Annotated in this window: 20 protein-coding genes; 2 read left to right on the top strand and 18 right to left on the bottom strand. The window is 45.6% G+C overall.

The features are described 5' to 3' along the window. Positions 1–37: 37 nt before the first annotated feature. The 8 genes from AF333_RS34745 to hemA all read right to left on the bottom strand — a co-directional run bounded on the left by AF333_RS34745 (position 38) and on the right by hemA (position 7800). Positions 38–211, bottom strand: a complete 174-nt coding sequence (locus AF333_RS34745; RefSeq protein ID WP_235496168.1) for a hypothetical protein — start codon at positions 209–211, stop codon at positions 38–40. Between the two features lie 82 nt (positions 212–293). Beyond that, positions 294–1349 carry a Cj0069 family protein gene (locus tag AF333_RS05810; protein ID WP_043067307.1) on the bottom strand — a complete coding sequence of 352 codons (1056 nt, stop codon included), beginning with the start codon at positions 1347–1349 and terminating at the stop codon, positions 294–296. Positions 1350–1552: 203 nt separating this feature from the next. Continuing rightward, positions 1553–2842: a glutamate-1-semialdehyde 2,1-aminomutase gene (hemL, locus tag AF333_RS05805; protein WP_043067306.1), complete on the bottom strand. Its 1290-nt coding sequence runs from the start codon at positions 2840–2842 to the stop codon at positions 1553–1555. A 25-nt stretch (positions 2843–2867) separates the two neighbouring features. Beyond that, positions 2868–3848 carry a porphobilinogen synthase gene (gene hemB / locus AF333_RS05800; RefSeq protein WP_043067305.1) on the bottom strand — a complete coding sequence of 327 codons (981 nt, stop codon included), beginning with the start codon at positions 3846–3848 and terminating at the stop codon, positions 2868–2870. A 2-nt stretch (positions 3849–3850) separates the two neighbouring features. Further along, positions 3851–4651 carry a uroporphyrinogen-III synthase gene (locus AF333_RS05795; protein ID WP_043067304.1) on the bottom strand — a complete coding sequence of 267 codons (801 nt, stop codon included), beginning with the start codon at positions 4649–4651 and terminating at the stop codon, positions 3851–3853. Beyond that, the gene (gene hemC / locus AF333_RS05790) at positions 4648–5574 is read right to left on the bottom strand and encodes a hydroxymethylbilane synthase (RefSeq protein WP_043067303.1); all 927 of its coding nucleotides are present in this window, start codon (positions 5572–5574) and stop codon (positions 4648–4650) included. The genes AF333_RS05795 and hemC overlap by 4 nt, the downstream gene beginning before the upstream one ends. A 15-nt stretch (positions 5575–5589) precedes the next feature. Then, positions 5590–6411, bottom strand: a complete 822-nt coding sequence (locus AF333_RS05785) for a cytochrome C assembly family protein (RefSeq protein WP_043067302.1) — start codon at positions 6409–6411, stop codon at positions 5590–5592. Positions 6412–6441: 30 nt separating this feature from the next. Beyond that, positions 6442–7800: a glutamyl-tRNA reductase gene (gene hemA, locus AF333_RS05780; RefSeq protein WP_043067301.1), complete on the bottom strand. Its 1359-nt coding sequence runs from the start codon at positions 7798–7800 to the stop codon at positions 6442–6444. Between the two features lie 315 nt (positions 7801–8115). Here hemA and AF333_RS34740 point away from each other — a divergent pair, with 315 nt between their 5' ends. Beyond that, the gene (locus AF333_RS34740; RefSeq protein ID WP_235496166.1) at positions 8116–8292 is read left to right on the top strand and encodes a hypothetical protein; all 177 of its coding nucleotides are present in this window, start codon (positions 8116–8118) and stop codon (positions 8290–8292) included. A gap of 51 nt (positions 8293–8343) precedes the next feature. On the opposite strand, the gene AF333_RS05775 is transcribed toward AF333_RS34740, so the two are convergent. The 3 genes from AF333_RS05775 to AF333_RS05765 all read right to left on the bottom strand — a co-directional run bounded on the left by AF333_RS05775 (position 8344) and on the right by AF333_RS05765 (position 13826). Beyond that, positions 8344–10509 (bottom strand): RNA degradosome polyphosphate kinase, encoded by a 2166-nt coding sequence (locus tag AF333_RS05775; protein WP_043067459.1) that lies wholly within the window; start codon positions 10507–10509, stop codon positions 8344–8346. A 39-nt stretch (positions 10510–10548) separates the two neighbouring features. Beyond that, positions 10549–12078 (bottom strand): Ppx/GppA phosphatase family protein, encoded by a 1530-nt coding sequence (locus tag AF333_RS05770; RefSeq protein ID WP_043067300.1) that lies wholly within the window; start codon positions 12076–12078, stop codon positions 10549–10551. A 128-nt stretch (positions 12079–12206) separates the two neighbouring features. Continuing rightward, positions 12207–13826 carry a methyl-accepting chemotaxis protein gene (locus AF333_RS05765; protein WP_052812231.1) on the bottom strand — a complete coding sequence of 540 codons (1620 nt, stop codon included), beginning with the start codon at positions 13824–13826 and terminating at the stop codon, positions 12207–12209. Between the two features lie 161 nt (positions 13827–13987). Here AF333_RS05765 and AF333_RS05760 point away from each other — a divergent pair, with 161 nt between their 5' ends. Continuing rightward, positions 13988–14908, top strand: a complete 921-nt coding sequence (locus AF333_RS05760) for a DMT family transporter (protein ID WP_043067299.1) — start codon at positions 13988–13990, stop codon at positions 14906–14908. Positions 14909–14987: 79 nt separating this feature from the next. Here AF333_RS05760 and yihA read toward each other — a convergent pair whose 3' ends face one another. From yihA to AF333_RS05725, 7 genes are all read right to left on the bottom strand, one after another. After that, positions 14988–15626 carry a ribosome biogenesis GTP-binding protein YihA/YsxC gene (yihA, locus tag AF333_RS05755; RefSeq protein WP_043067298.1) on the bottom strand — a complete coding sequence of 213 codons (639 nt, stop codon included), beginning with the start codon at positions 15624–15626 and terminating at the stop codon, positions 14988–14990. After that, a complete protein-coding gene (lon, locus tag AF333_RS05750; protein ID WP_043067297.1) occupies positions 15623–17953 on the bottom strand; it encodes an endopeptidase La in 2331 nt (776 codons plus the stop codon). The genes yihA and lon overlap by 4 nt, the downstream gene beginning before the upstream one ends. Positions 17954–18079: 126 nt before the next feature. Next, positions 18080–19774, bottom strand: a complete 1695-nt coding sequence (lonB, locus tag AF333_RS05745) for an ATP-dependent protease LonB (protein WP_043067296.1) — start codon at positions 19772–19774, stop codon at positions 18080–18082. Between the two features lie 409 nt (positions 19775–20183). After that, entirely contained in the window at positions 20184–21458 is a 1275-nt protein-coding gene (clpX, locus tag AF333_RS05740; protein ID WP_043067295.1) for an ATP-dependent Clp protease ATP-binding subunit ClpX, read from the bottom strand. A gap of 11 nt (positions 21459–21469) precedes the next feature. Continuing rightward, positions 21470–22060, bottom strand: coding sequence for an ATP-dependent Clp endopeptidase proteolytic subunit ClpP (gene clpP, locus AF333_RS05735; RefSeq protein WP_021621685.1), 591 nt, complete (start codon positions 22058–22060; stop codon positions 21470–21472). Positions 22061–22160: 100 nt separating this feature from the next. Further along, positions 22161–23447 (bottom strand): trigger factor, encoded by a 1287-nt coding sequence (gene tig, locus AF333_RS05730; RefSeq protein WP_043067294.1) that lies wholly within the window; start codon positions 23445–23447, stop codon positions 22161–22163. Positions 23448–23656: 209 nt separating this feature from the next. Continuing rightward, positions 23657–24715, bottom strand: a complete 1059-nt coding sequence (locus tag AF333_RS05725) for a tetratricopeptide repeat protein (protein WP_043067293.1) — start codon at positions 24713–24715, stop codon at positions 23657–23659.

Genomic DNA, 24715 nt, shown 5'->3' with positions numbered 1-24715 from the left:
TCAATGAGTGGTTCGGATATGATTATATAAGTTACAGTTAATATTTTGACATGGTAGCGTGGTTGGAAGTAGGAGAGATGGAGAAAGAAGAGAATGGATACGCCCTGCGCCCCGGCAGAAAAAAGGCGGACGTGTCTTTTTCCGACCGTTCCCGCCCACCGCCCTTCATTCTTTTCTTATCCCTCACCACAAGAATTTGTCGATTTATCAAATCAGATGTATATAATAAGTACACAAAAAACCGTTCCGGCGCATATATTTTACTTTATAGCACGCTCGGAACGGATAGAAGTCTAATAATTAATTAATTGTTCGACCGGTTCTACTTCAGAAAGAATACTGATGATCTCATCCGCTATATTTTCACTCAGGGAGAGCTGCGAAGTAAATCCGACACAAGAGCAATTCATCTCGCCGAGAATATATCGATCATGCCCTTGCTCATCCGTATCTAAAATAAAGTCCGCCGTCCAGATTAGCGGCAGATCATAACCGCCCAGCTTCTCTGTAATTACTGGCAAGCTATCGAGAAAGGAACAAACAAGCGCACTCCATTCCTCAGGAGCATCATATCGGTATTTCGCCCCAGAGAACAGCGTGGCGGAGAATGCATCCGCACCCTCAGTCGGTTTCTTATGAACGATATTAACCGGCGTTTTGTGCAACATCAGAAGACGAATCTCGTCTTCCTTGATGCGCGGGAGAAATGGCATGTCTACCAACATTCCATTCTCTCCTATGATATATTGCTCGCAAAAATTCATAAACGTTTCAAGTGTATGTTCTTCCACATGGTTGTCTTTTGCCTCCGTGCAACGCAGCATTGCATTCAGTGGTACCTCTTCCACTTCTCCGATATCGCTCGTCAACTGTACACGCCATATCCCTTCTCCAGTCGATCCTCTGTTCTGTTTTAGAACACGCTCTCCATTTTTCAGAGATTTCGGGAAATTAATCTTAAAAGAAGCAATATCATAGTAGGCAAACGTATCTTCCGGTACAAGCGGAGTGTCACGCAGTTTGACCAGCGCATCTTTTGTGCCGTAACTAATCATCGCATCCGGGTGCGGTATTCCTTTTACGTCAAATTCGCAAAGCTGGCGTAACAGTTGAAAGTATGCGCCCTCATCTTTTAAATTCCCGGGATTGATACGGCTAACATACGCATCAGCCCCCCGAACCACCCGCTCAAAGATTTCATCTTTCCTCTCATCGGAATAAAAGATGACTTCTGCCGTCCAGCCACGTTTCTTTAACGACTCGATCATTGGCAACGTATCCAGCCGGTAACCATCCAGACCTTTGTCCGTTCCGCCTTCCACTTCGAAAAAGACAACATGCTTCTTCATTCACAACTCTCCCTTTTTCGTGAATTTATATAAGTTGAAGTACTACCTGGACTAATCGGTTCTTTTGAATTATATCTTTCTCGTATGAAGAGAAGATAAAGGGAGAGTCAGGAATATGTAAACTAGCTGTAAAACTCCCTAGATTACAAAAAAGAGATGCCTCGCAAATTGCGGGACATCTCTAAACATTATCTCACCTATTTTTATAGTTGCTTTAACGCCTGGTAATTCGCTTCAATCGTCCGTTCGATATCTTCATCCGTATGCGCCGTGGATACAAACATCCCCTCAAACTGAGATGGTGGAAGAGATACCCCATAATCCAGCATCAAACGGAAATATTTTGCAAAGCGCTCCAAGTCGGATGCCTTTGCAGTCTCATAGTTAATGACTTTCTGCTCGTTGAAGAATATGCCTACCATTGAGCCTACACGGTTAAGCTGAACCTGAATCCCGATTTCTTTCGCATTCGCTGCAATGCCTTCTTCGAGACGGGCGCTTTTACGCTCCAACTCCTCATAAACACCTGGCTTGCCTAACTCTTTCAATGTTGCATAACCAGCAGCCATCGCCAACGGGTTACCAGAGAGTGTTCCTGCCTGATATACCGGACCGTCCGGTGCGATTTGGCGCATGATTTCTTCTTTGCCGCCATAGGCACCAACCGGAAGACCACCGCCGATTACTTTCCCCATTGTCGTTAAATCCGGCGTAATACCGAAATGCCCTTGTGCACAATGGTATCCCACACGGAAGCCTGTCATAACCTCATCAAAAATAAGCAAAGTGCCGTGTTCTTGTGTGATCTCTCGCAGACCTTCCAAAAAGCCCGGAAGTGCCGGAACTATTCCCATATTGCCCGCTACTGGCTCTACAATAACCGCGGCCAGTTCATCACCGAAGCGTTCAAACGCCACTTTGACGCTTTCCAAATCATTGTACGGTACAGTAATCGTATGGGTCGCTACAGACGAAGGCACACCAGGGCTATCCGGTAAACCGAGCGTTGCCACACCGGAACCGGCTTTAATGAGCAAGCTATCGCCATGACCATGATAGCAGCCTTCAAACTTCATAATTTTGTCACGCTTCGTGTAACCGCGTGCCAGCCGCAGGGCACTCATAGTTGCTTCTGTGCCGGAATTGACCATCCGTACGACTTCGACAGAAGGTACAATCTCGCACACGATTTTGGCCATATCGGTCTCCAGCACGGTCGGTGCACCGAAGCTTGTGCCTTTTTCCAGCACTTCACGTAGGGCTTCCTGTACCACTGGATGGCAATGTCCAAGAATAAGAGGTCCCCAGGAGCCTACATAATCAATATATTCATTACCGTCTACATCGTAAATTTTCGAACCGAGACCACGCTCCATGTAGACCGGATTCATACCTACTGATTTAAACGCACGTACCGGACTGTTTACACCTCCTGGCATGTATTTCTTCGCTTCGGTGAAACTTTGAATGGATTTCTCATATCCTCTTTGCATTCCGTGTTCCTCCTGTTCTATCTCACTAATCGATTTCCTTAAGCCAGCGTGCAGCATCTTTTGCGGAATACGTAAGAATCATATCAGCCCCAGCCCGTTTTAGACCAGTTAGAAGCTCAAGCGTAATCCCTTTCTCATCTACCCATCCGCGTTCAGCAGCCGCCTTAATCATCGAATATTCTCCGCTTACGTTGTAAGCCGCTACAGGAAGATCGAAGTTATCTTTCACTTCACGAATAATATCCATGTAAGCCATAGCTGGCTTCACCATCAGCATATCCGCGCCCTCTTGTACATCGGAAGCCGCTTCGCGCAATGCTTCCCTGCGATTGGCTGGATCCATCTGATATGTCTTACGATCGCCAAATTGTGGTGTCGAATGCGCGGCGTCACGGAACGGTCCGTAGAATTGGGATGCGTATTTTACCGCATATGACATAACCGGCGTATTAATAAAGCCTGCTTCATCAAGTCCATGGCGAATCGCAGCTACGAATCCATCCATCATATTAGATGGTGCAATCACATCCGCACCAGCAGCTGCCTGAGATACAGCTGTTTTCACGAGCAATTCCAGGCTGGAGTCGTTATCGACATATCCTTCATGAATCATACCGCAATGCCCATGTTCCGTATATTGGCACAGACAAGTATCAGCCATAGTCACAAGCTCAGGTGACCATCCTTTGATTTTGCGGATCGCTTGCTGAACAATTCCATTCTCTGCATACGCTTCCGAACCGCATGCGTCCTTTTCGTTCGGTACGCCGAATACAATAAGCGATTGAATTCCTAGTTCGGTCACTTCCTGAACTTCTTGTTCCAATCTATCAAGTGAATAATGGAATACGCCCGGCATGGAAGAAATTTCTTGCTTCACATTGTTTCCTTCCACTACGAACAGCGGATAGATGAAATCGTTCGGATGTAGATACGTTTCACGGACCAGGTTTCTCATCGCTGCTGTTGTACGCAGACGGCGATGGCGTTGAAAATATAAAGACATCGTCATATCCTCCTTCGGGATTGCCACCCGGTATAATTCGACATGGCCTCAATCAGCCCGTCAATGCTATATTCATTGCCTATTATATGGACTTGAAGCCCTTCTTCCCGTACCGCCTTTTCTGTAATTGGACCGATAACAGCGATATGCACGCCTTCGAGATATCGCTGCCTTTCGGTCAGGCTAAAACTGGACAGAAAGTAACGTACGGTCGACGGGCTTGTAAATGTAATTATATCAACTTGTTTTTCTTTCAGTTCGCTCATGAGCTGGGCAATATTTTCCTCTGACTTTACCGTATCATAAGCGGGCGCGTCTGTCACTTCTACACCAAGCGCCATAAGACCCTCAGGTAACACATCTCGCCCAATGGCAGATCGGGGAAGAAGCACCTTCTGTCCCGGTTTTAGCTTATCATGCATTGTTTCAATCAGATGTTCAGCTGTAAATTTACCCGGGATATGTTGCACAGAAAGCCCCCGTGCTTCGAGCGCGGCGGCTGTTTTTGTTCCTACTGCGGTAATTCGACCAGTGAATTCATCCATATTCACCTCAAGTTCCTGTATGCGCTGAAAGAAGAAGGCAACTCCATTCACACTAGTGAAAAAGATCCAGTCAAACGTGGAAAGCCGTCGCAGTGCATCATCAAGTACTGTCAAGTCCGTGGGAGGAACGAATCGAATCACCGGACAGACAAGTGCCTCGCCCCCCCGTTCTTCGATTTTACGGATAAGTTCTCCCGCTTGCTCACGCGCTCTTGTAACTACAATACGTTTGCCTGCGAGGGAATAGTCCGTGTTCATGCCTGATTTTCCTTATATACCTTTTCCAGAATGTCACCCGCGCCCTGCTCTTTTAGTTTGTAAGCCAGGTTCACGCCAAGTGCTTCCGGATCGTCGCTTTCCATATTTTCTTTCAGTATCGTATGACCATCCGGATCGGCAACAAGGCCCGTTAAAGAAACCTTGTCATCTGTGACGGTAGCATGAGCGGCGATTGGTACCTGACATCCGCCTTCAAGCGTACGCAGAAAGGCACGCTCTGCCTTAACAGCAAGCGCTGTATCCTTGTCATTTAATTTATCCAGCAGTGCTAACAATTCCTTATCGTCCGCACGGCATTCAATGGCCAATGCCCCTTGTCCAACTGCAGGCAAGCTAATTTCTACCGGTAGAAATTCTGTAATGTTGCCATTCCACTGCATGCGCTCTAGGCCAGCAGCCGCAAGAATAATCGCGGAGAAGCTTTCTTCTTTCAACTTGCGCATCCGCGTATCAATATTGCCACGGATTGGCTCGATTACAAGGTCTGGGCGAAATGCTTTCAACTGGGCTGCACGGCGTAGACTGCTTGTGCCCACAATCGCTCCGGACGGCAGTTTATCAAGTGGCTGGTTATCTTCACTAATAAGTACATCCCTCACATCCACCCGCTTCGGTACGCAGCCAATCGTAAGACCCGGCGGAAGCACAGCCGGCATATCCTTCATACTATGTACAGCCATATCAATTTCTCCATCGAGCAGCGCCTGTTCAATTTCTTTGACAAAAAGTCCTTTCCCGCCTACCTTAGATAGAGTCACATCCAGGATGCGATCGCCTTTTGTAACAATCTTCTTCACTTCGAATTCGAATGGCAATCCAAAGGCTTTCAGACGTTCAATTACCCAATTAGTCTGCGTCAACGCCAGGGCGCTCTGTCTGGAGCCTACTACAATTTTTCTCATGTTATATCTTCCTCCCTATAACCACTGATGAAAAGACAAAATCGATCCGGAGATCAAGTAGTTCAGCAAAATCAGAGAAAACGCCGCTGCATTCCACAAAGCCAGCTTCCGGCCAACCCATCCATACGTAACCCGCTGGTATAGATAGAGTGAATAGACAGCGAGTACGGCTATCGAGACAAGCACCTTCGGATCAAGCCAAATATTTGCGCTTACTTTAATATGCGCCCAGATGGCACCCAAAATAAGAGCTAAGAGTAAAAGCGGCACTCCCACCATGTTCAGGCGGTACGAATACAAGTCAAGCAGGCCAAGCCCAGGGAGTCTCTGCAACCATTTATTCCACATTTTCTGCTTCAGCATCCGGTCTTCAACCAGATACATTAACGAAAAGATAAACGAAAGTGAGAACATACCGTATGCGAGCAACGCCAGACTAATATGAATGAACAAAAGCTCCGATGTTAGACGCTCTGTCACCATTGGCGAAGCATCTTTATTGGCGAAGAAATTTAATGCCAGTACAGCAAAGCCGAGCACGTTCGTGAAAAATACCAATAAGTCAATACGAAACAAATAATTGATAATCAAGGAAAAACTAACCAGTATCCATGAATAAAAAAAGAGCGTTTCAAATAACGTCAATACAGGAAAATACTCTTTTTCCAGCATACTAAGGACAAAAAAGACGCTTTGTAGCGTCCACACAACGGCAAGCAGCCAGAAGGCAATTCGATTTACCTTCCGGCTACGGTTTAGAAAATCTGCAAAGTACAGCAGAATACTGCAAGCGTAAATGTAAACGATAGCATCGTAGATTAAGCTTTCGTGAAGCAAGGGGCATAACTCCTCTCCTCAGGAGCGAAACTAGAAAGCCTGCTGTTCAGTCAGTACACGTCGGTGACGAACCGGGATATAAGAAGCTTCTTTCTCTTCCACTTCTTGCTCCGCCTCTTCAAACGAATTCTCTAACGCGAACAGTTTAATGAACATATCCAGCGCTTCATCCGCGCCCGGCTGTCCGGACATTTCCTTGATGCGGACAATCGGATCATGCATAATCTGGTTAATCAGACTGCGTGTCTGTTTATTAATCATCCGGATTTCCTTCTCGGTTAACTCCGGGCATTTATTTTCAATATTGCGCATCGCTTCCTGCTGATGCGTGAGAAGCTTCTCGCGCAGTGCGCTGATTAGAGGACCTACACCTAGCGTATTAAGCCACGTTTTAAAAGCGACCAGCTCTTCGCCGATCATGATACCGATTTTCTCGGCTTCACGGGCTCTTTCACGCATATTGGCGGCAACAATGCCCTCCAGGTCGTCGATATCATACAAATATACTCCGTCCAGATCATTAATCGCTGGGTCCAGATCTCGCGGCACCGCAATGTCTATCATAAACAGCGGACGTTGGCGGCGCTTGCGCATAATCGTTTCCACGTCCCGCTTTGTTACTACATAGTCATCCGAACCAGTTGAACTGATGACAATATCGGCAAGAACAAGCGCATCCTGCAATTGGTCCATCGGCATAGCTATCCCACGAAATTTCTCTGCCAGTGAGACGGCACGCTCATATGTGCGGTTAGCCACAAGCACGCGCGGAGCACCATTTGCATGAAGGTGTTTTGCGGTCAACTCACTCATCTTGCCCGCTCCAAGTACAAGAACCGTTTTATTATCAAAGTAACCGAATACTTTCTTACCAAGTTCAATAGCAGCATAGCTTGTCGAAACGGCATTTTTATTGATTTCCGTTTCTGAATGGGCACGTTTGGCCAGCGTAATCGTCTGTTGAAACAGCTTATTGAACACCGTACCGGTAGCACCCTGTGACTGGGACAGTGCGAATGCATCTTTAATCTGTCCGAGAATCTGCGTTTCGCCAAGCACCATGGAGTCAAGACCACAGGCTACACGGAATAGATGCTGCACAGCCGTGTCATTTTCTTTAATATAAATGTGATCAATGAATTCTTCTCGCGGCACACCGAACCACTCCGACAAATAGTTCTTCGTGAAGTGGCGGCCCGTGTGTAATTGATCGACGACCGCGTAAATTTCGGTTCGGTTACAAGTGCCAACAATTACACACTCTAATATGCTCTTTGTGTTCTGCAGCTTCGCCAACGCTTCCGGCTTGTCCTGCTCCAAAAATGCGAATCGCTCACGGATCTCCACCGGGGCCGTACGGTAATTTAATCCGATTGTTAGAATGTGCATAATTGACACCCCATCTACTTTCTTATGTTCGTATCTCTTATTGTGCGCTATCCTGTCTTTGCTATACTATGCGCTCGTTTTCACATGTACCTAATTATATCACTTTCTATATTTAAAACTAAAATGAAATATGAAAATTTTATGAAGAACAGTATATATTCATACTCTATGCGGTGTTACCGCTTCTTACATTATAACAGAAAAAGAAAAGAGGATAAAACAGTTGTACCTCACTGTTCACAAGCTGTTCAATAAAAATCCCGACCAATAAAGTAAGGAACCTGAAAAAAAGGAAAAATCGTCTATACAAGGGTGTTGATTATTCAGTACCATCCAGAGTGGATAGCCACCACACCGTGTCCCAAACAGGCGTCGGTTCGCCTCCCGCATGGAAGCGTAGCGGGCCGCTTTTTGCCTAGCCTAGGCAACCGCTCAGGAGAGGAGATGAAAGTCCTTGTTTATGTCCCATTGTGGTGGTCTGTTCCTCTCTGAACAATCAATCCCCTTGGTATCTATAGATGGATAGTCAACAAGGGTGTTGTTTTATTTTTCTTCTACATGCGTTTTTGGTTTTAATTGCTTCATATAAGGAGTTTGCCGGATTTTTTTCGTGTTTTTTACAGCTACATTGTGAAAATGCGGCTGGCTATGCACCCGCTTTTCCCCATCTCTCGGCTTTATCATCGTATAGATACCCTGAGAATCCAATACTCTTGCCTTCACGTTATCCTGCAACTGTATGTTAAGTATTTCTTTTACTCGCTTTTTAAGCGATTCTACCTCGACTGGGAACATAATTTCTACGCGGCGTTCCATGTTGCGTGTCATCCAATCGGCACTCGAAAGATACACTCGTTCGTCGCCACCGTTCTGGAAGTAAAAGATACGGGCATGTTCAAGGAAACGGTCGACGATACTGCGCACACGAATGTTTTCACTCACACCCGGGATACCGGGGCGCAAGCAACAAATACCGCGAATAATCATATCGATCTGCACGCCGGCTGCGGATGCTTTGAACAATGCTTTAATGAGCTTTTTATCTGTAAGAGAGTTCATTTTTAAAATAATGCGGCCTGGATGTTCCGGTGTACTTTTCGCGATTTCGTTATCGATTAGCTGGAGAATCTTATTACGCAATCCATTCGGTGCAGCTTCTATCTTCTTCCACTTAGGTGTTTTTGAATACCCGGAGAGATGATTAAAAATATAAGAAGCATCGATGCCAAACTGTTCATTGCATGTAAACATTCCTAAGTCCGTATACAATCTGGCCGTCGAATCGTTATAATTTCCGGTGCCCAAATGGACGTATCGTACAAGCTTTTGCCCTTCCTGACGTACTACGAGTGTAATTTTGCAGTGCGTTTTCAGCCCTACCAGCCCATAAATGACATGGCAGCCTGCTTTATCTAATTTTTTAGCCCAGACGATATTGTTTTCTTCATCAAATCGCGCTTTCAATTCCAGCAACACGGTTACCTGTTTGCCATTCTCTGCCGCTTTTGCTAGCGCATTGACAATTGGGGAATCTCCGCTAACCCGATACAGTGTCTGCTTAATAGCCAATACATTAGGGTCTTCTGCCGCCTGCTTGACGAAATGAACAACCGGATCAAATGATTCATACGGGTGATGAACGAGAATGTCTTTATGAACGATTGCCTCAAAAATATTGTTCTCCCCGATAAAATCGGCCGGAGGCTGTGGCAGCAAACTTTGATAACGCAATTCGATGTATCCTGGCACAGAATAGAACTTCATTAAAAATGTGAGATCGAGGGGCCCCGGTACTTCATAGACATCACATGACTCAATCTCTAGTGACTCCTGTAATATCCCTTTCATATAATCGTCCATGTCGCAAGTTACTTCCAGGCGCACCGCCGCACCCCAACGGCGTTTTTTCAACTCTTTTTGTATTTCTTTTAGCAAATCTTCCGCGCCTTCCTCGTCTAGAGTAAGATCAGCGTTACGCGTAATACGAAATGGCTTAACCGACAGAATGCGGTTGCCTTTGAATAGAAAATCAATGTAATGGCAGATTACATCCTCCAGCAGAATAAACTGTGCGGCGCCTTCTTGACTCGGCAGACGAATATAACGCGGTAGAACGGAAGGAACCTGTACAACCGCAAATAAAACTTTGCTCTTTCCATCCTTTTCGCTTTCAAGCATCACAGCAAGGTTGACGCTTTTGTTCAGCAGCATAGGAAACGGTCTGCTTGCATCTACTGCCATTGGCGTTAGCACAGGATAAATCCGATCATAGAAATATGTGCGTAAAAATGTACGCTGCTCTTCCGTTAAATCCTCCGGCTTTGAAAAGGAAATGCCGCATGAGGCTAGAAGCGGAATAAGCTCCTGGTGTAGCACTTCATATTGTCTATCTACCATGTTGTGCGCTTCAATTGAAATCGCCGCCAGCTGCTGGCGTGGCGTCATGCCCGCCTTGTTCTCCGGCGTAGTAATACCGTGCTTCTCCTGATCTTTCATGGAACCCACACGTACCATAAAAAATTCATCCAGATTGGAGCTAGTAATAGCAAGGAACTTGAGCCGTTCTAATACCGGATTGTTCGTATCCTCAGCTTCTTCCAATACGCGGCCGTTGAACGCCAGCCAGCTTAGCTCCCGGTTAATATAATAGGACGTACAATCAAAATCCACCTTAGCTTCCCGTTCATTTACACTAATACTCTTCCCCATCATTCTTTCCCTCTTTCAAACATAGTTTTTTATCCCGTTCTATGGTTTCATCCACTTGATTTGAAGTGGAAGCCCGAACTGTTTTTTAAATTTCTTTTTATGCTCTTCCAGCGTCTTCGCTTCCAAAGACCGCCCATCCACATTACCCCTACAGTGTAGGATAATCACATCGCTTGTACGCGCAAGCATTACTTCGGATACTTGTTGGCTTTCTGTCCGATCTAATGCCCGTGCCATTAGTAAAAGGATCCCCAATTGTTCTGCCATTTGCTGCTCAGCTTCCGTTATCATCGATTCATACGGAGCTGCCAACTGCTGCATCCGTTTCGGTCCTTTGTAAGAAGCGATTAAGGCTGCAAGAAGACGTTGCTTATGCGTAAGACCGGGGAGAAGCACATGAACCATCAAATAAAAAGTGTGCTGCTGCCACTCCCCGAGATTAATCGTACGTCCAATATCATGCAAATGGGCAGCGATGCTTAGCAGAAGCCATTCTTCTGTGCCATACCCGTGTAATCCTTCCTTCGCTAATTGTTCGAACAACGTACGGCATAGACACTCTACATGTCGCGCATGCAACACGTTCACCTTATAATGAATCATAAGGGTACGGATTCCCTCTTCAATCACATCTTCCACAAGTACGCTAGACTGCGTCTTTAAGCGTGACTCCATATATACGCCATCGCGTAATCCTTTATTGCTGACAATAAAGCGCTCACTTCCAATATGGTTCAGAAGGGCTTTAATAATAACAATACCTGCGATAACAATATCCGCTCTTTCTTTCGACAATCCTTCTACTCCTTGCATTTGCACCGGAGAAAGGTCTTTCAGATAATGAAAGACCGCATCAACCTGGTATTTCCTCATTTCATAATGATGCAGACTGGCAAATGGATAGCGCATCATTCTCTGATGAACTTTCGCCAGATTACGCACCGTCCCCCCCATGCCGACAATTGGAAGCTCCTTTTCTCTCAACCAGGGATGAGAAGTAAACTGATCCGTAATGTACTTCTCCAATGCCGCCAGCTCTTCTGTGGTCGGAATCTCTCCCTGAAAGAACTGTCGTGTCAACGTTACTGCTCCGAAAGGAAAGCTATGGCTCTCAACTAATCGGCGGTTCGAGATCCTTACCAATTCGGAACTGGCGCCGCCAATATCAATCGTAAAACCCTCGGTCACACACATCGAATTCACTACAGCCAAATATCCGTAATATGCTTCTTCTTCTCCAGAAAGTACACGAAATGAAAAGCCCGTAGTTTCCCGGATACGTCTTAAGAAATCGTCTTTATTTCTTGCTTTGCGTACAGTTGCCGTAGCTACGCCTGTAACGGATGACACGGTTCGTGCCTCGCAAAGCTGCCGGTATTGAGTTAATACCCTGACTACTTCTGCTATGCCTTGCTCGACAATTTCATTATATTCATTAAGAAATGCACTTAGTCGAATCGTGTTTTTTATATTATCAACTTCATAGGAAGCCCCTTCGGCCGATTCGTAATAAATTACCAGCCGCACGGAATTCGATCCCATGTCGATAACCGCCCTGTATTTACCCATTGGCAATCAATCCTGTCACATCATTTTGTTGTTTATAGTGGATATTGTAATGAAAAAATATTGAATTTCTGTAAAGTTTTCATGAAGTATTTCTTATGAAGCAGAAGAAAGAAATCGCTTACAAAAAACTAAATAACGAAACGTTTAACAACTTTGTGAAGAGATTGAGATTGTGCAGATAATAATTCCGCGTCTTCGGCCAACTGCTGGATACCGACCACCTTTTCATCCATGGCTGCCGCGCCGCGCGCCATGGAACTGCTAAACTGTTCAGCAATGTCTGTAAGTCCTTCGATAATCTTCTCAATCTCTACAATGTCCACCATCACCTGATTAGCTAATTCATAATTGGAGGCAACCTGATGTCTCGTCCGTTCCGCAGCACCGCTCATCTCTTGAATAGCTTCTCCTGCTATCTGTCCGACCTGCATACCTTTCTCAATAGCTCCTACACTCATTATTGCCTTCTCTGCAGCTTGCATAGCCTGGCTTCGAGTATTTTCTAATGTTTGCAGAATATCTTCGGCGAATACTGAGGTATTCTCGGCCAACTTGCGGACTTCACCCGCCACCACCGCAAATCCTTTTCCACTCTCCCCTGCACGTGCCGCTTCAATAGACGCATTCAATGCAAGCATATTTGTCTGTCGGGCAATATGAGTAATAGCTGATACCTTATTCGTAATCTCTTCCGTACTCTTTGAAACCTGGGAGATGGCATAGACCGAGTCTTCCACAGCGGATTCTATTTGTTTCATCTGATGTTCTGAGTCTTCTACTGCCGCTGCACCTCGTCTGGAGATCTCCGTCACCTGTGAAGAGAGGCGACGTGCACTGTCCATATGTTCTTGCATCCTGCGTACTTCACTCATCATCTGAGCCATCATCGCCCTAAGCTCTTCAAGTGATGCAAGCTGTCCTTCCGTGCCTTCACGGAATGTCTGCATCATTGTGGACATTTGTTCGAATGTTTCAGCTAACTGCCGTGATTCATTAGCCTGATGTCCACTGACTTCCTGCGTCACTTCGGCGGAAGCAGCCAGTTCGCGAATGATGTCACGGGTACCAATAACGATTTTATTTAACTCATAACCCATTTGGGCAAACTGGTTTCTTCCATGATTCGAAGCCACTACTGTTAGATTGCCAGCAGAAATGCTCCGAGTTACCCGATACCAATCTTTCAGACGGTTCTGAAGCTGATAATAAAAAACTACGGCGCCCCCTATACCAATAAGCAATGATAGCGTTACACCCAAATAAAAACCAGGTGCGCTTGCTCCCATAAAAAACCCGACTGTTGCGCCGATAAGGGAAGGAAAGATTCCCAATCCGAAAACGGCTGGTGTAAGAAATGGTCGATGCACCAGACGGCCCATCCTCAGATTGTATCGCTGTCCGCCTTCTAACTTAACAATCAAACAGGAAGCATCTATTAGCACCTCACCTGTATTGCGCGCATACAATTGTAGAAGCGGCACATCTGTAGTTGCTGCCTTCTCTCCAACCTTATCATTAAACAGCGTGCCTTCCCGCAACCGGTTCGTGTGCAACAAACCATAGCCTTTTTCATCAACAAGCACAAAATATTCATCATTGTTCAATTCTTCATCCATTATTTTTCTTATTTCTTCGGTACAATACTCCAATGAACCGGATTTTTGAAGGATGTTTTCCACTTTTTTGGCGACGCGCTGCACTTTAGCGAGACCGGATCTAGCACTGCGTGTGTGTAACAGCTTTTCCATCGACATTCCCCCCTGCGATGAACTCTTACTTTATTAACATAATTCTCCACCCCTCATACTTTACCTCCCCCCCTCCATAAATAACAGAATATTTTATCTATTTACTTTATTTAATCTTTCGCTATAATAAAGATTATTTGTATATAGAAGGTGTGAACGAATTGAAAAAGACTATGATAGCAGACGGAATTTTATTACTGGTCGCATTTGTATGGGGAGCGACATTCGTTATCGTACAGAATGCAGTTGCCTCTCTTCCTCCTTTGACGTTTAATGGTGTACGCTTTCTGCTAGCATCGGTATTTTTGCTTCTATTTCTCATGCTGTTCTACCGGCCACAACTTCAGCAGATGAGCGCAAGACTTATATGGTCCGGCATCATCTTAGGCATTTTGTTATTTGCCGGTTATGCATTCCAGACTATTGGCTTGCTCTACACTACTTCATCTAAAGCTGGTTTTATTACCGGTCTATCGGTCGTGCTGGTCCCTTTATTCAGTCTGCTTCTTCTAAAACAAAAACTGAAGCTGCCTGCTGTGATAGGGGTATCGCTTGCCGCAATCGGATTGTATTTCTTAACTCTGGGTGATGCTCTAAATGTGAATCAAGGAGATTTCCTCGTATTCTTATGTGCGATTTCGTTTGCGCTGCAAATTATTTTTACAGGACGGTACGCACCGCACTTTCCCTCTCTAGCATTAGCATTCGTGCAGATTCTCACTGTAGCGGTATTAAGTACAGGATCAGCTTTCTTTTTCGAAGACTGGAGAACAACCCTGACATGGAGCACACTTACCTTACCGACTGTATACTGGGCGCTTTTAGTTACGGCAATACCCGCAACCGCTCTGGCTTTCCTTGCGCAAACCGAGTGTCAACGATTTACAACTGCGACACGTGTAGCGTTAATTTTTGCGATGGAACCTGTATTTGCTGCCATAACTGCATACATATTCAACGGAGAAATTCTTGGCGGACGCGCGCTCATGGGGTGCTTATTCATCTTTATCGGCATGATCCTTGCAGAATTGCAGACAGAACAAATTACAGCCTGGATAAAAAAACGAAAAACATCCTTCTAAATTCTCTTTTCTCCTTACAAATTCAAATGCTTTACAGAAAAAGAGGCATCCGCTCACTAGACGGATACCTCTTTCTTATTTAGGATTCGCTTGCTTGTATGGACTCTGGTGACTCGTGTCTTTCTCCATTATCCTCTTTTATCTTCTGCCAGATGACAGACCATGCTTCGTCCTTTCCCTGCCCCGTCTCAGCCGAGAAAAGCACAAGCGGATCACTTTTCTCCATGCCTAACGTCGTACGGACTTCCTTGATGTGCTTCTGCCACTTGCCACGCGGAATTTTATCTGCTTTCGTTGCTACGACGATGATCGGGATACCATAATGCTTTAAGTATTCAAACATTCCTTTATCATCTTTCGTAGGCGTATGCCGAATGTCTACCACCTGGATAACAGCTTTCAAAGGATCTCTGGTCTGAAGATATTCCTCCATCATCGGACCCCATTTTTCCTTTTCCGTTTTAGACACTTTAGCATATCCGTAACCCGGCAAATCGACAAAATACAATTCTTTGTTAATTAAATAATAGTTCAGCGTTTGTGTTTTTCCTGGCTTGGAAGATGTACGCGCCAGGTTCTTTCGGTTAATCATCTTATTAATAAATGAGGATTTGCCTACATTAGAACGCCCTGCCAGAGCAAGCTCTGGCAGGGATCCGTCCGGGTATTGCTTAGGAGAAACGGCGCTAATTATGAATTCAGCTTGCGTTACTTTCATACTCTAGCCACCTTCATCAACGCGACTCTTAGTACTTGATCAAGGTGCTCAACTGGAATGAATTTCAAATCATTGCGCACACTTTCCGGAATCTCTTCGATGTCTTTCTCATTTTCTTTTGGCATGATGACCGTTCTAAGGCCAGCACGGTGTGCCGCCAATGCCTTCTCCTTCAATCCACCAATAGGCAGTACGCGTCCTCGTAGCGTAATCTCTCCCGTCATACCCACTTCTCGTGATACTGGCACTCCTGTCAGCGCGGATACGAGTGCAGTCGCCATCGTAATACCGGCGGACGGACCATCTTTCGGAATGGCTCCTTCCGGTACGTGAATATGAATGTCCGACTTCTCATGGAATTCCGGATCAATATCGAGTTCCTTCGAACGAGAACGGATATAGCTAAATGCCGCCTGCGCAGATTCCTTCATTACATCGCCTAGCTTCCCAGTTAAGGTAAGCTTTCCTTTACCCGGCACGACAGACACCTCAATTGTCAACGTATCGCCGCCCGCTTCCGTCCAGGCAAGGCCCGTTACTGCACCTACCTGATCTTCGACTTCCGCCATGCCATAGCGGAATTTCGGCTTACCGAGCATGTCTTCGAGCGTTTTAACCGTGACAACGACACGTTTCTTCGTTCCCGTTACAATGGTCCGCGCTGCCTTGCGGCAAATCGTCTCCATCATTCGATTTAAGTTACGAACACCAGCTTCACGCGTATACTGGCGAACCACCTTCAGCAGTGCCTCTTCCTGTACTTGAAGTCTATCGCGGCCCAAGCCATGCTCCTTCATCTGTTTAGGAAGCAAATAATCCTGGCAAATTTTCAGCTTTTCAATCTCTGTATAACCCGGAATGTATAGCATCTCCATCCGATCAAGCAATGGACGAGGAATGGTATGCACCGCATTGGCCGTTGTAATAAACATAACAGAAGACAAATCGTACGGTTCCTCAATGTAATGATCGCTAAACGTATCATTTTGGTTTGGATCCAACACTTCGAGCAGCGCGGCTCCCGGATCTCCCCTAAAATCCATCGACATCTTATCGATTTCGTCCAGCAAGAAAACCGGGTTTACAGTACCTGCCGTCTTAATACCCTGAATAATACGACCCGGCATTGCGCCGACATACGTACGACGATGGCCACGGATTTCGGCTTCATCACGCACACCACCGAGAGAAATACGAACAAACTCACGATTCAAGGCACGCGCAACCGAACGGGCCAACGATGTTTTCCCGACGCCTGGTGGTCCGACTAAGCAAAGGATCGGTCCCTTCAGCTTGTTAACCAATTTCTGAACCGCCAAATATTCAAGCACCCGCTCCTTCGCTTTCTCAAGACCAAAATGGTCTTCATCAAGCACTTTCTCCGCGTTATTCAAGTCAAGGTTATCTTCTGTTCTCTGGGTCCAGGGCAACGCGATTAACCAATCAATATACGTACGAATCACATTACCTTCAGCACTTGTCGGTGGAGTTTTCTCCAAACGTTCAAGCTCACGCTCTATCTTCTCAACGATATTGTCGGGAGGGTTGGCTTCTGTCAGCTTTCTGCGTAGCTCCTCCACTTCGCCCGCGCGGCCTTCCTTATCGCCCAGCTCTTTCTGGATGGCTTTCATTTGTTCACGCAAATAATATTCTTTCTGCGTCTTTTCCATCTGCTTTTTCACACGCTGACCAATTTTACGTTCCAGTTCCAATACTTCACGCTCATTATTTAGAATGCCGAGAAGCTTTTCGAGACGATCTTTCACAGGAATGGTCTCAAGAATATCCTGCTTGTCCCGAATTTTGAGCGGAAGATGGGAAGTGATAATATCCGCCAGTCGGCCTGGCTCGGTAATATCAGAAACAGAGGCAAATGTCTCCGGAATAATCTTCTTGGACAAATTGATGTACTGCTCGAAATTAGCAAGTACAGTGCGCATAAGCGCTTCGATTTCGGGAGTGAGCTGCTGTTCTTCGTCCAAGAAAGAAATCTGGACTTCAAAATACTCATCCTCCTGAAGGTAGTCTTCTATTCTTGCGCGGTTGACCCCTTCTACAAGCACGCGAATCGTTCCGTTTGGCAGTTTAAGCATTTGCTTTACTTTAGCTACGGTGCCGATGATGAAGATTTGTTCCTTCTCCGGTTCCTCAATATGCACTTCCTCCTGTGTAGACAGGAGAATGAGGTTATCATCCACCATTGCTTTTTCCAACGCCTTTACCGACTTGGCACGCCCTACATCAAGATGTAGAACCATGCCCGGAAACACCAACAATCCTCGCAACGGGAGAAGAGGGATCTGTCTCTCTTTTTCGGTTGTTCCCATCTTTTCTACCTCCAAGCCCCTATATTCGTACAGTTGAAAAATGTATCAAATACAAGGTTGTCTTCATTTCATTTTAGCTTAACTGCTGTTTATTGTCTAACCCTCAGTAAAGGAAAGCTTTTTTGGCTAAATGGAGGTGGGAGATGGGTTTAATATTTCGGTTGCCTGGCGTAAAGCAGCTTCAAGCGGCTGAGCTTGCTCTTCCGTTTTTGGAGTGATAGCATGCTTGAGCACTTCATCCAAATGCTCAACGGCGATGACCTGAACTCCTTCCATTTGTTCGAAAATATCCTGCCAATTCTCCTTTGGAATTAGCACCTTCTTAACGCCAGCAAAACGTGCCGCTTCTACTTTGGCCACCACCCCACCAATCGGTTTAACTGTACCATGAATACTTAATTCCCCGGTCATAGCCACATAGTTGTCTATAGGTTGTTTCATAATGGCTGAATAAATAGCCGTAGCCATTGCGATTCCCGCGGATGGGCCATCAATGGGGATGCCACCGGGAAAGTTAACGTGCAATGTGTAATCCAGGGTATTAACACCTTGTAAGCGCAGTACTGTCAGCACATTCTCAAGCGAACCACGCGCCATAGATTTGCGGCGCAGCGTCCTGCCTTTGCCACCCATTTCCTCCTCGTCAACAACACCTGTAATCGTAATTGTTCCCGCACCCGGCTCAGGCGCTTTAGCCGCCGTCACCTCAATCTCAAGTAAAGCCCCCATATTCGGTCCATAGACTGCAAGTCCGTTCACTAGGCCGATGAACGTACCGCCCAGCACCTTTTTATCCGGACGCGGCGATTTTTGGCTGCTGTTGACGACCCATTCAATATCAGAACGGACAATCTTCTTGCGCTGTTCCGTGATGGCGATCCCGGCGGCAATTTGTACCATATTTACCGCTTCCCGTCCGTTTGTCGCATATCGAGTCAAAAATTCAACAGCGTTTTCCTCGATTTCCATTTTCATTTTCTCTACAGCATTCATAGCGATTTTATACACTTCGGATGGAACAAGCGAACGGAAAAAGATTTCGAGACACCGCGAACGGATAGCAGGCGGTAATTCATCCGGTGTACGGGTAGTTGCTCCAACAAGGCGAAAATCAGCTGGCAATCCATTCTGGAAAATATCATGGATATGTTTCGGTATTTGCTGATTCTCTTCGCTGTAGTAGGCACTTTCAAGAAATACTTTGCGATCTTCAAGCACTTTAAGCAGCTTATTCAACTGAATCGGATGCAGTTCTCCAATTTCATCAATAAATAAAATGCCACCATGCGCTTTCGTAACCGCTCCCGGTTTCGGCTGCGGTATACCAGCCTGTCCCATAGCTCCTGCTCCCTGATAAATCGGATCATGCACCGAGCCGATAAGCGGGTCGGCAATACCACGCTCATCAAATCGCGCGGTGGTAGCATCAATCTCGGTAAATAACGCATTCTCATTGAACGGGGAAGCCGATTGCTTCTTTGCTTCCTCTAAAACTACGCGAGCCGCCGCCGTTTTACCGACTCCCGGAGGACCATAGACGATAACATGTTGTGGGTTTGGACCGCATAATGCCGCACGCAAGGCACGAATCCCATCTTCCTGTCCGACAATATCGCCGAGCGTAGCCGGTCGGGTTTTCTCTGCAAGCGGTTCGGATAAAGAAACCGATCTCATCTTGCGCAATTGCTCCATTTCTTTGCGAGATTCACGGTCTACATACGTGCGACTGCTGCGTTGATTTTTCAGCAGGCTCATGAAATACAGGCCGATAATTACGGCAAAGAAAACTTGAATCAGCGTAAGTAGTAGTGTCCAGTTCATATTTCCCTCCTGTTGTGCGGAATGCCAGAAGCCAGCACCTCGTGTTTTCTAGGTGTATTATTGCCTAGAAGGAGGGGGAATAAACGAAAAGAAGTAGGGTCCATAAAAAGACCCCTCTGTTTTCTGCACAGAAGCAGAAAAGTCCACTCTGCCTTTTCAAAGCAGTCCATCGGCAAAACATCTGGGTAGCTCAAAGATGGAGACAATTGCCGCCGTATTCCGCTGCTTTAGAAAAGGAGTTGAGCAGGCGAAAACAAGGGTTTTATTTTTATGTCCCCTTCTCTTTATTTGTCCTTCTTTCCCATTACAGAAAAAAATACCTACAAAACAAAGATATAAGCATGGTTGATTTACATATGAAAAAAAGCCATCGGAGAATCTCCGATGGCTTCTATAAGCGGACTGCGCATTATGCGCTTTCCGGCTTTTTATTGTCACTCACAAGCTTACCTTGCTTGGTGTAAAGCTCAGGATTGCCTTTTTGTTTGACTGTTTCGTCAGTAATAACACACTTGACGATATCTTCACTGGAAGGTAAATCAAACATAATATCGAGCATGATGCTTTCAATGATGGAGCGCAAGCCACGTGCGCCTGTGTTACGTTTAATCGCTTCTTTGGCAATTTCAAGTAACGCACCATCTGTAAATTCAAGCTCAGCATCATCCATCTCAAGCAGTTTTTGGTACTGCTTGACGAGCGCATTCTTCGGTTCGGTCAGAATGCGAATCAATGCAGCTTCATCTAATGGCTCAAGCGTTGTGATGACAGGCAGACGACCGACAAACTCAGGAATCAAGCCAAACTTAAGCAAGTCCTCTGGTAATACCTTCTGCAGGAATTCTCCGGATTTCAAGTCTCTTGTGCTTGCATCAGCCTCTGTACCAAAGCCGATAACTTTTTTGCCAATGCGTCGCTTAATAATAGACTCAATTCCGTCAAATGCTCCACCTACGATAAACAGAATGTTGGCTGTATCGATTTGAATGAATTCTTGATGCGGATGCTTACGTCCGCCTTGCGGTGGTACACTAGCAACCGTACCTTCAAGAATTTTGAGTAACGCTTGCTGTACACCTTCACCGGATACATCACGAGTGATGGAAGGATTTTCTGACTTACGTGCCACTTTATCGATTTCATCAATGTAAATAATGCCACGTTCGGCTTTTTCTACATCATAATCAGCAGCCTGGATAAGCTTGAGCAGAATGTTTTCTACGTCTTCCCCTACATATCCAGCTTCTGTGAGCGATGTAGCATCCGCAATGGCGAACGGCACATTTAGAATACGTGCCATCGTTTGCGCAAGCAACGTTTTACCGCTTCCTGTAGGACCAAGCATCAAGATATTACTTTTAGCTAGTTCTACATCATCGATTTTCGATCCTGTGTTAATACGCTTATAGTGGTTATACACAGCAACGGATAACGACTTCTTAGCCGCCTCCTGACCGATAACATAATCGTCAAGGAATGCACGGATTTCGTGTGGTTTCGGAATCTCTTTCAGATCAATTTCTTCCTCTGTGCCCAATTCCTCTTCTACAATTTCCGTACATAGCTCAATGCACTCATCACAAATGTATACGCCAGGACCAGCTACAAGTTTGCGTACCTGGTCCTGGGACTTACCGCAGAACGAACACTTGAGTTGGCCTTTTTCATCGTTAAATTTAAACATGAAATCACCCCTTACTTTTGATCATTACGAGTGATGACTTCGTCAATTAACCCGTATTCTTTGGCTTCAAGGGCATCCAAGAACCGGTCACGATCCGTATCGCGCTCGATTTTTTCAAGCGGCTGACCCGTACGCTCAGCATAGATTTGATTAATCTTTTCCTTCGTTTTCAGAATCCACTCAGCGTGGATTTTAATATCCGCCGCCTGTCCGCGAACTCCACCGAGGGGCTGATGAATCATCACTTCGCTATGCGGCAGTGCATACCGCTTACCCTTGGCCCCGGCCATCAGTAGGAACGAACCCATACTGGCAGCCATGCCGATGCAAATCGTCGACACGTCGGGCTTTATAAACTGCATGGTATCATAAATTGCCATGCCTGCTGTAATTGAGCCTCCAGGAGAATTTATGTATAAGTGTATGTCCTTGTCTGGATCCTCAGCAGCTAAAAATAAAAGCTGCGCTACAACTGCATTAGCTACCTGGTCATCGATTTCGGACCCTAGCATAATGATGCGGTCTTTCAATAAACGGGAATAGATATCATATGCGCGCTCTCCCCGATTGGTACTTTCCACCACATAAGGTATAACACTCATAACGCAATAATCCTCCCTTCAAAACTCGGTATGTATTTTGGTTTGGAAAAACAAGGCACGAATATTCGTGCCTTGTTTGCTGGTTGTTGTTATTATGACATTATTTGCTGTTCTCGACAAGCAGATCAATGGTTTTACGAATGCGGATATCATTCTTGAGGCTCTCCATATTGTCACGGGCGCCGAAGATTTTACTCAGTTCGTCAACCGGACGGTTATACTGCTTGGACAACTCCTCAAGTTCTTGATTTACATCCTCATCTGTTACTTCCACATTTTCCGCTTTTCCAATCGCTTCAAGCACCAGTGTAGTACGAACGCGTTTCTCGGCATCTCCCTGGAATTGCTCACGAAGCTTCTCTTCATCGAGACCCGTGAATTGGTAGTACAGGTCAAGATTCATGCCTTGGAATTGCAGACGTTGCGCGAAGTCGTTCACCATGTGATTCACTTCGTTCTCGATCATGACTTCTGGCAGATTAATCTCTGCATTCTCAGTCGCTTTCTCAATTAAAGATTCTTTCTTATAATTTTCAGCGTCTGTTTTCGCTTTTTCTTCCAGTTTATTCTTGATGTCAGCTTTCAATTCATCAAGCGTATCGAATTCACTTACGTCTTTCGCGAACTCATCATCCAGTTCTGGAAGGTTTTTACGTTTGATTTCATTTACCTTCACTTGGAATACAGCTTCCTTACCCGCAAGCTCTTGTGCATGGTAATCTTCCGGGAATGTAACTGTTATTTCTTTTTCCTCGCCTTTTTTAACGCCTATTACTTGATCTTCGAAGCCTGGAATGAATGTACCAGAGCCAACTTCAAGCTGATAGTTCTCCGCTTCCCCACCTTCAAATGCTTCACCGTCTACGAAGCCTTTGAAGTCGATGATAGCGTAATCCCCTTTTTCGATAACAGCGTCATCTTCGAGCACTACAAGCTCCGCACTACGATTTTGCATTTGCTTAAGCTCTTCTTCTACCGCTTCATCATTTACGGAGAAATCCTTTTCTTCCACGGTCAGACCTTTGTAGTCACCCAATTTCACTTCAGGCTTTACAGTTACAGTCGCTTTAAAAACAAGCGTTTGGCCTTTACCCATTTGCTCTACATCCACTTCAGGGCGATCAACCGGATCGATACCAGTCTCCGCTACAGCTTCCGTATAAGCTTCTGGCAGGATGATATCGAGTGCATCTTGATATAGGGACTCTACTCCAAAACGCGCTTCAAAAATTTTGCGCGGAACTTTGCCTTTACGGAATCCAGGCACGTTTACTTTTTTAACGACTTTCGCAAACGCTTGATCGATTGCTTTGTCTACACGGGCTTCTTCGACTTCGATAGTCAGTACGCCCTGGTTATTCTCTAACTTTTCCCAAGTTGCCTTCATTTAAACTTTCCCCTCCTAAAGATCTATGACCAATACAAGTGCTGCTGCAAAAATCCACACTATGTATGTTGTGCTACATCTGCCATTATAACCATTTCATTATATCATAATCAAATCCCTTTTCAACTCTGCACATTCAGTATAAAAATTCCTGCAAAAAAGTCGACAGACTATGTAAATCATCGCTTGATTCACAGTACATCTTTTGCTTATATGTCCTGGGTTCGCGATTCAAGATGTAGCACTTCGCTTAACGATTGGTAATTACGTTGGATTTGAAAGGAGGAAACTTGATACAACTTGGCAATTTCCTGTTTGCTCTGTTCCATGCGCAACAATCTGCTTACACCGTAATGCAGGGCGGCGGCCCATTCATCCGGTGTATCAACGTTCGGATGAAGAGGGTACATGGCAAATAAATATTCCATCCATAGCTGAAATGCGAATGAGATAAATGAAGCATCCCTTTCATAGGCGATCGTGGACAGACGCTCCAATACATTGCGCTCCCCTTCCGGCATCTCTTCATCATATAGGGGAACGTCCTCGATTTTAGTCTCGAATTTTTGATCGAACTTGTAAAGAAAAATCGGGCCTGTTTCCCCCATCTTTTTGAGCGCCCGCAACGCGAATGTTTTCAGCATGGGATCGGGGTAGACGAGCATCAAGTATTCTCGCAAGACAGAGATGGTCTCTGGAGATTGTATGTATTTTAATTGCTCGATAGCTCCAAGCTGTTCCTCAAACGTTCCGCCCTCTAGCTTTTCATATAAACGTGAGACATATGATGGATCCAGCTCTGCTTTCTGCAATGCGGTCTGGCGTGAGAATCGTTCTTCTTCCTCCCATTGTTCTCTCTGCGTCTCCACCATCTGGAACGTTTCCTGGATCGCTTTAATTTCAGGCATAAACGGCGTAAGCTCTTTCATCTCCGTCGCTTGCGCAAGCAAACTTTGAATCCGTTCAAAGTCTTCCAGCTTCAGCAAAAGACCGAGATAAGCACGAAACGTTTCCGCCACATCGCCAGCTTGCTCTTCCCACATTTGCGTCAGGAGCGGAAGCGCTTCTTCTAACCGTCCTGCACGCGTCAAAATATCAGCGGTAGTAAGCAGCGCTTCCGGGTGGTCGGGTGCAAGACGCAAAATCTCCTGCACATATTCCAGCGCTTGAGCGTATCGCTCTTCCTCAGCCGCTTCCCTGGCCTCCCGCAAATTTTGCTGCGCAAATCCAGGAAACAAAATTACGTTTTCTTTATCATCCTGGGGCAT

Origin of the sequence: Aneurinibacillus migulanus (assembly GCF_001274715.1) — a bacterium.
Taxonomy (GTDB): domain Bacteria; phylum Bacillota; class Bacilli; order Aneurinibacillales; family Aneurinibacillaceae; genus Aneurinibacillus; species Aneurinibacillus migulanus.
Note: the sequence above shows the minus strand (reverse complement) of the source record. Positions and strands in the feature narration are given on the sequence as shown.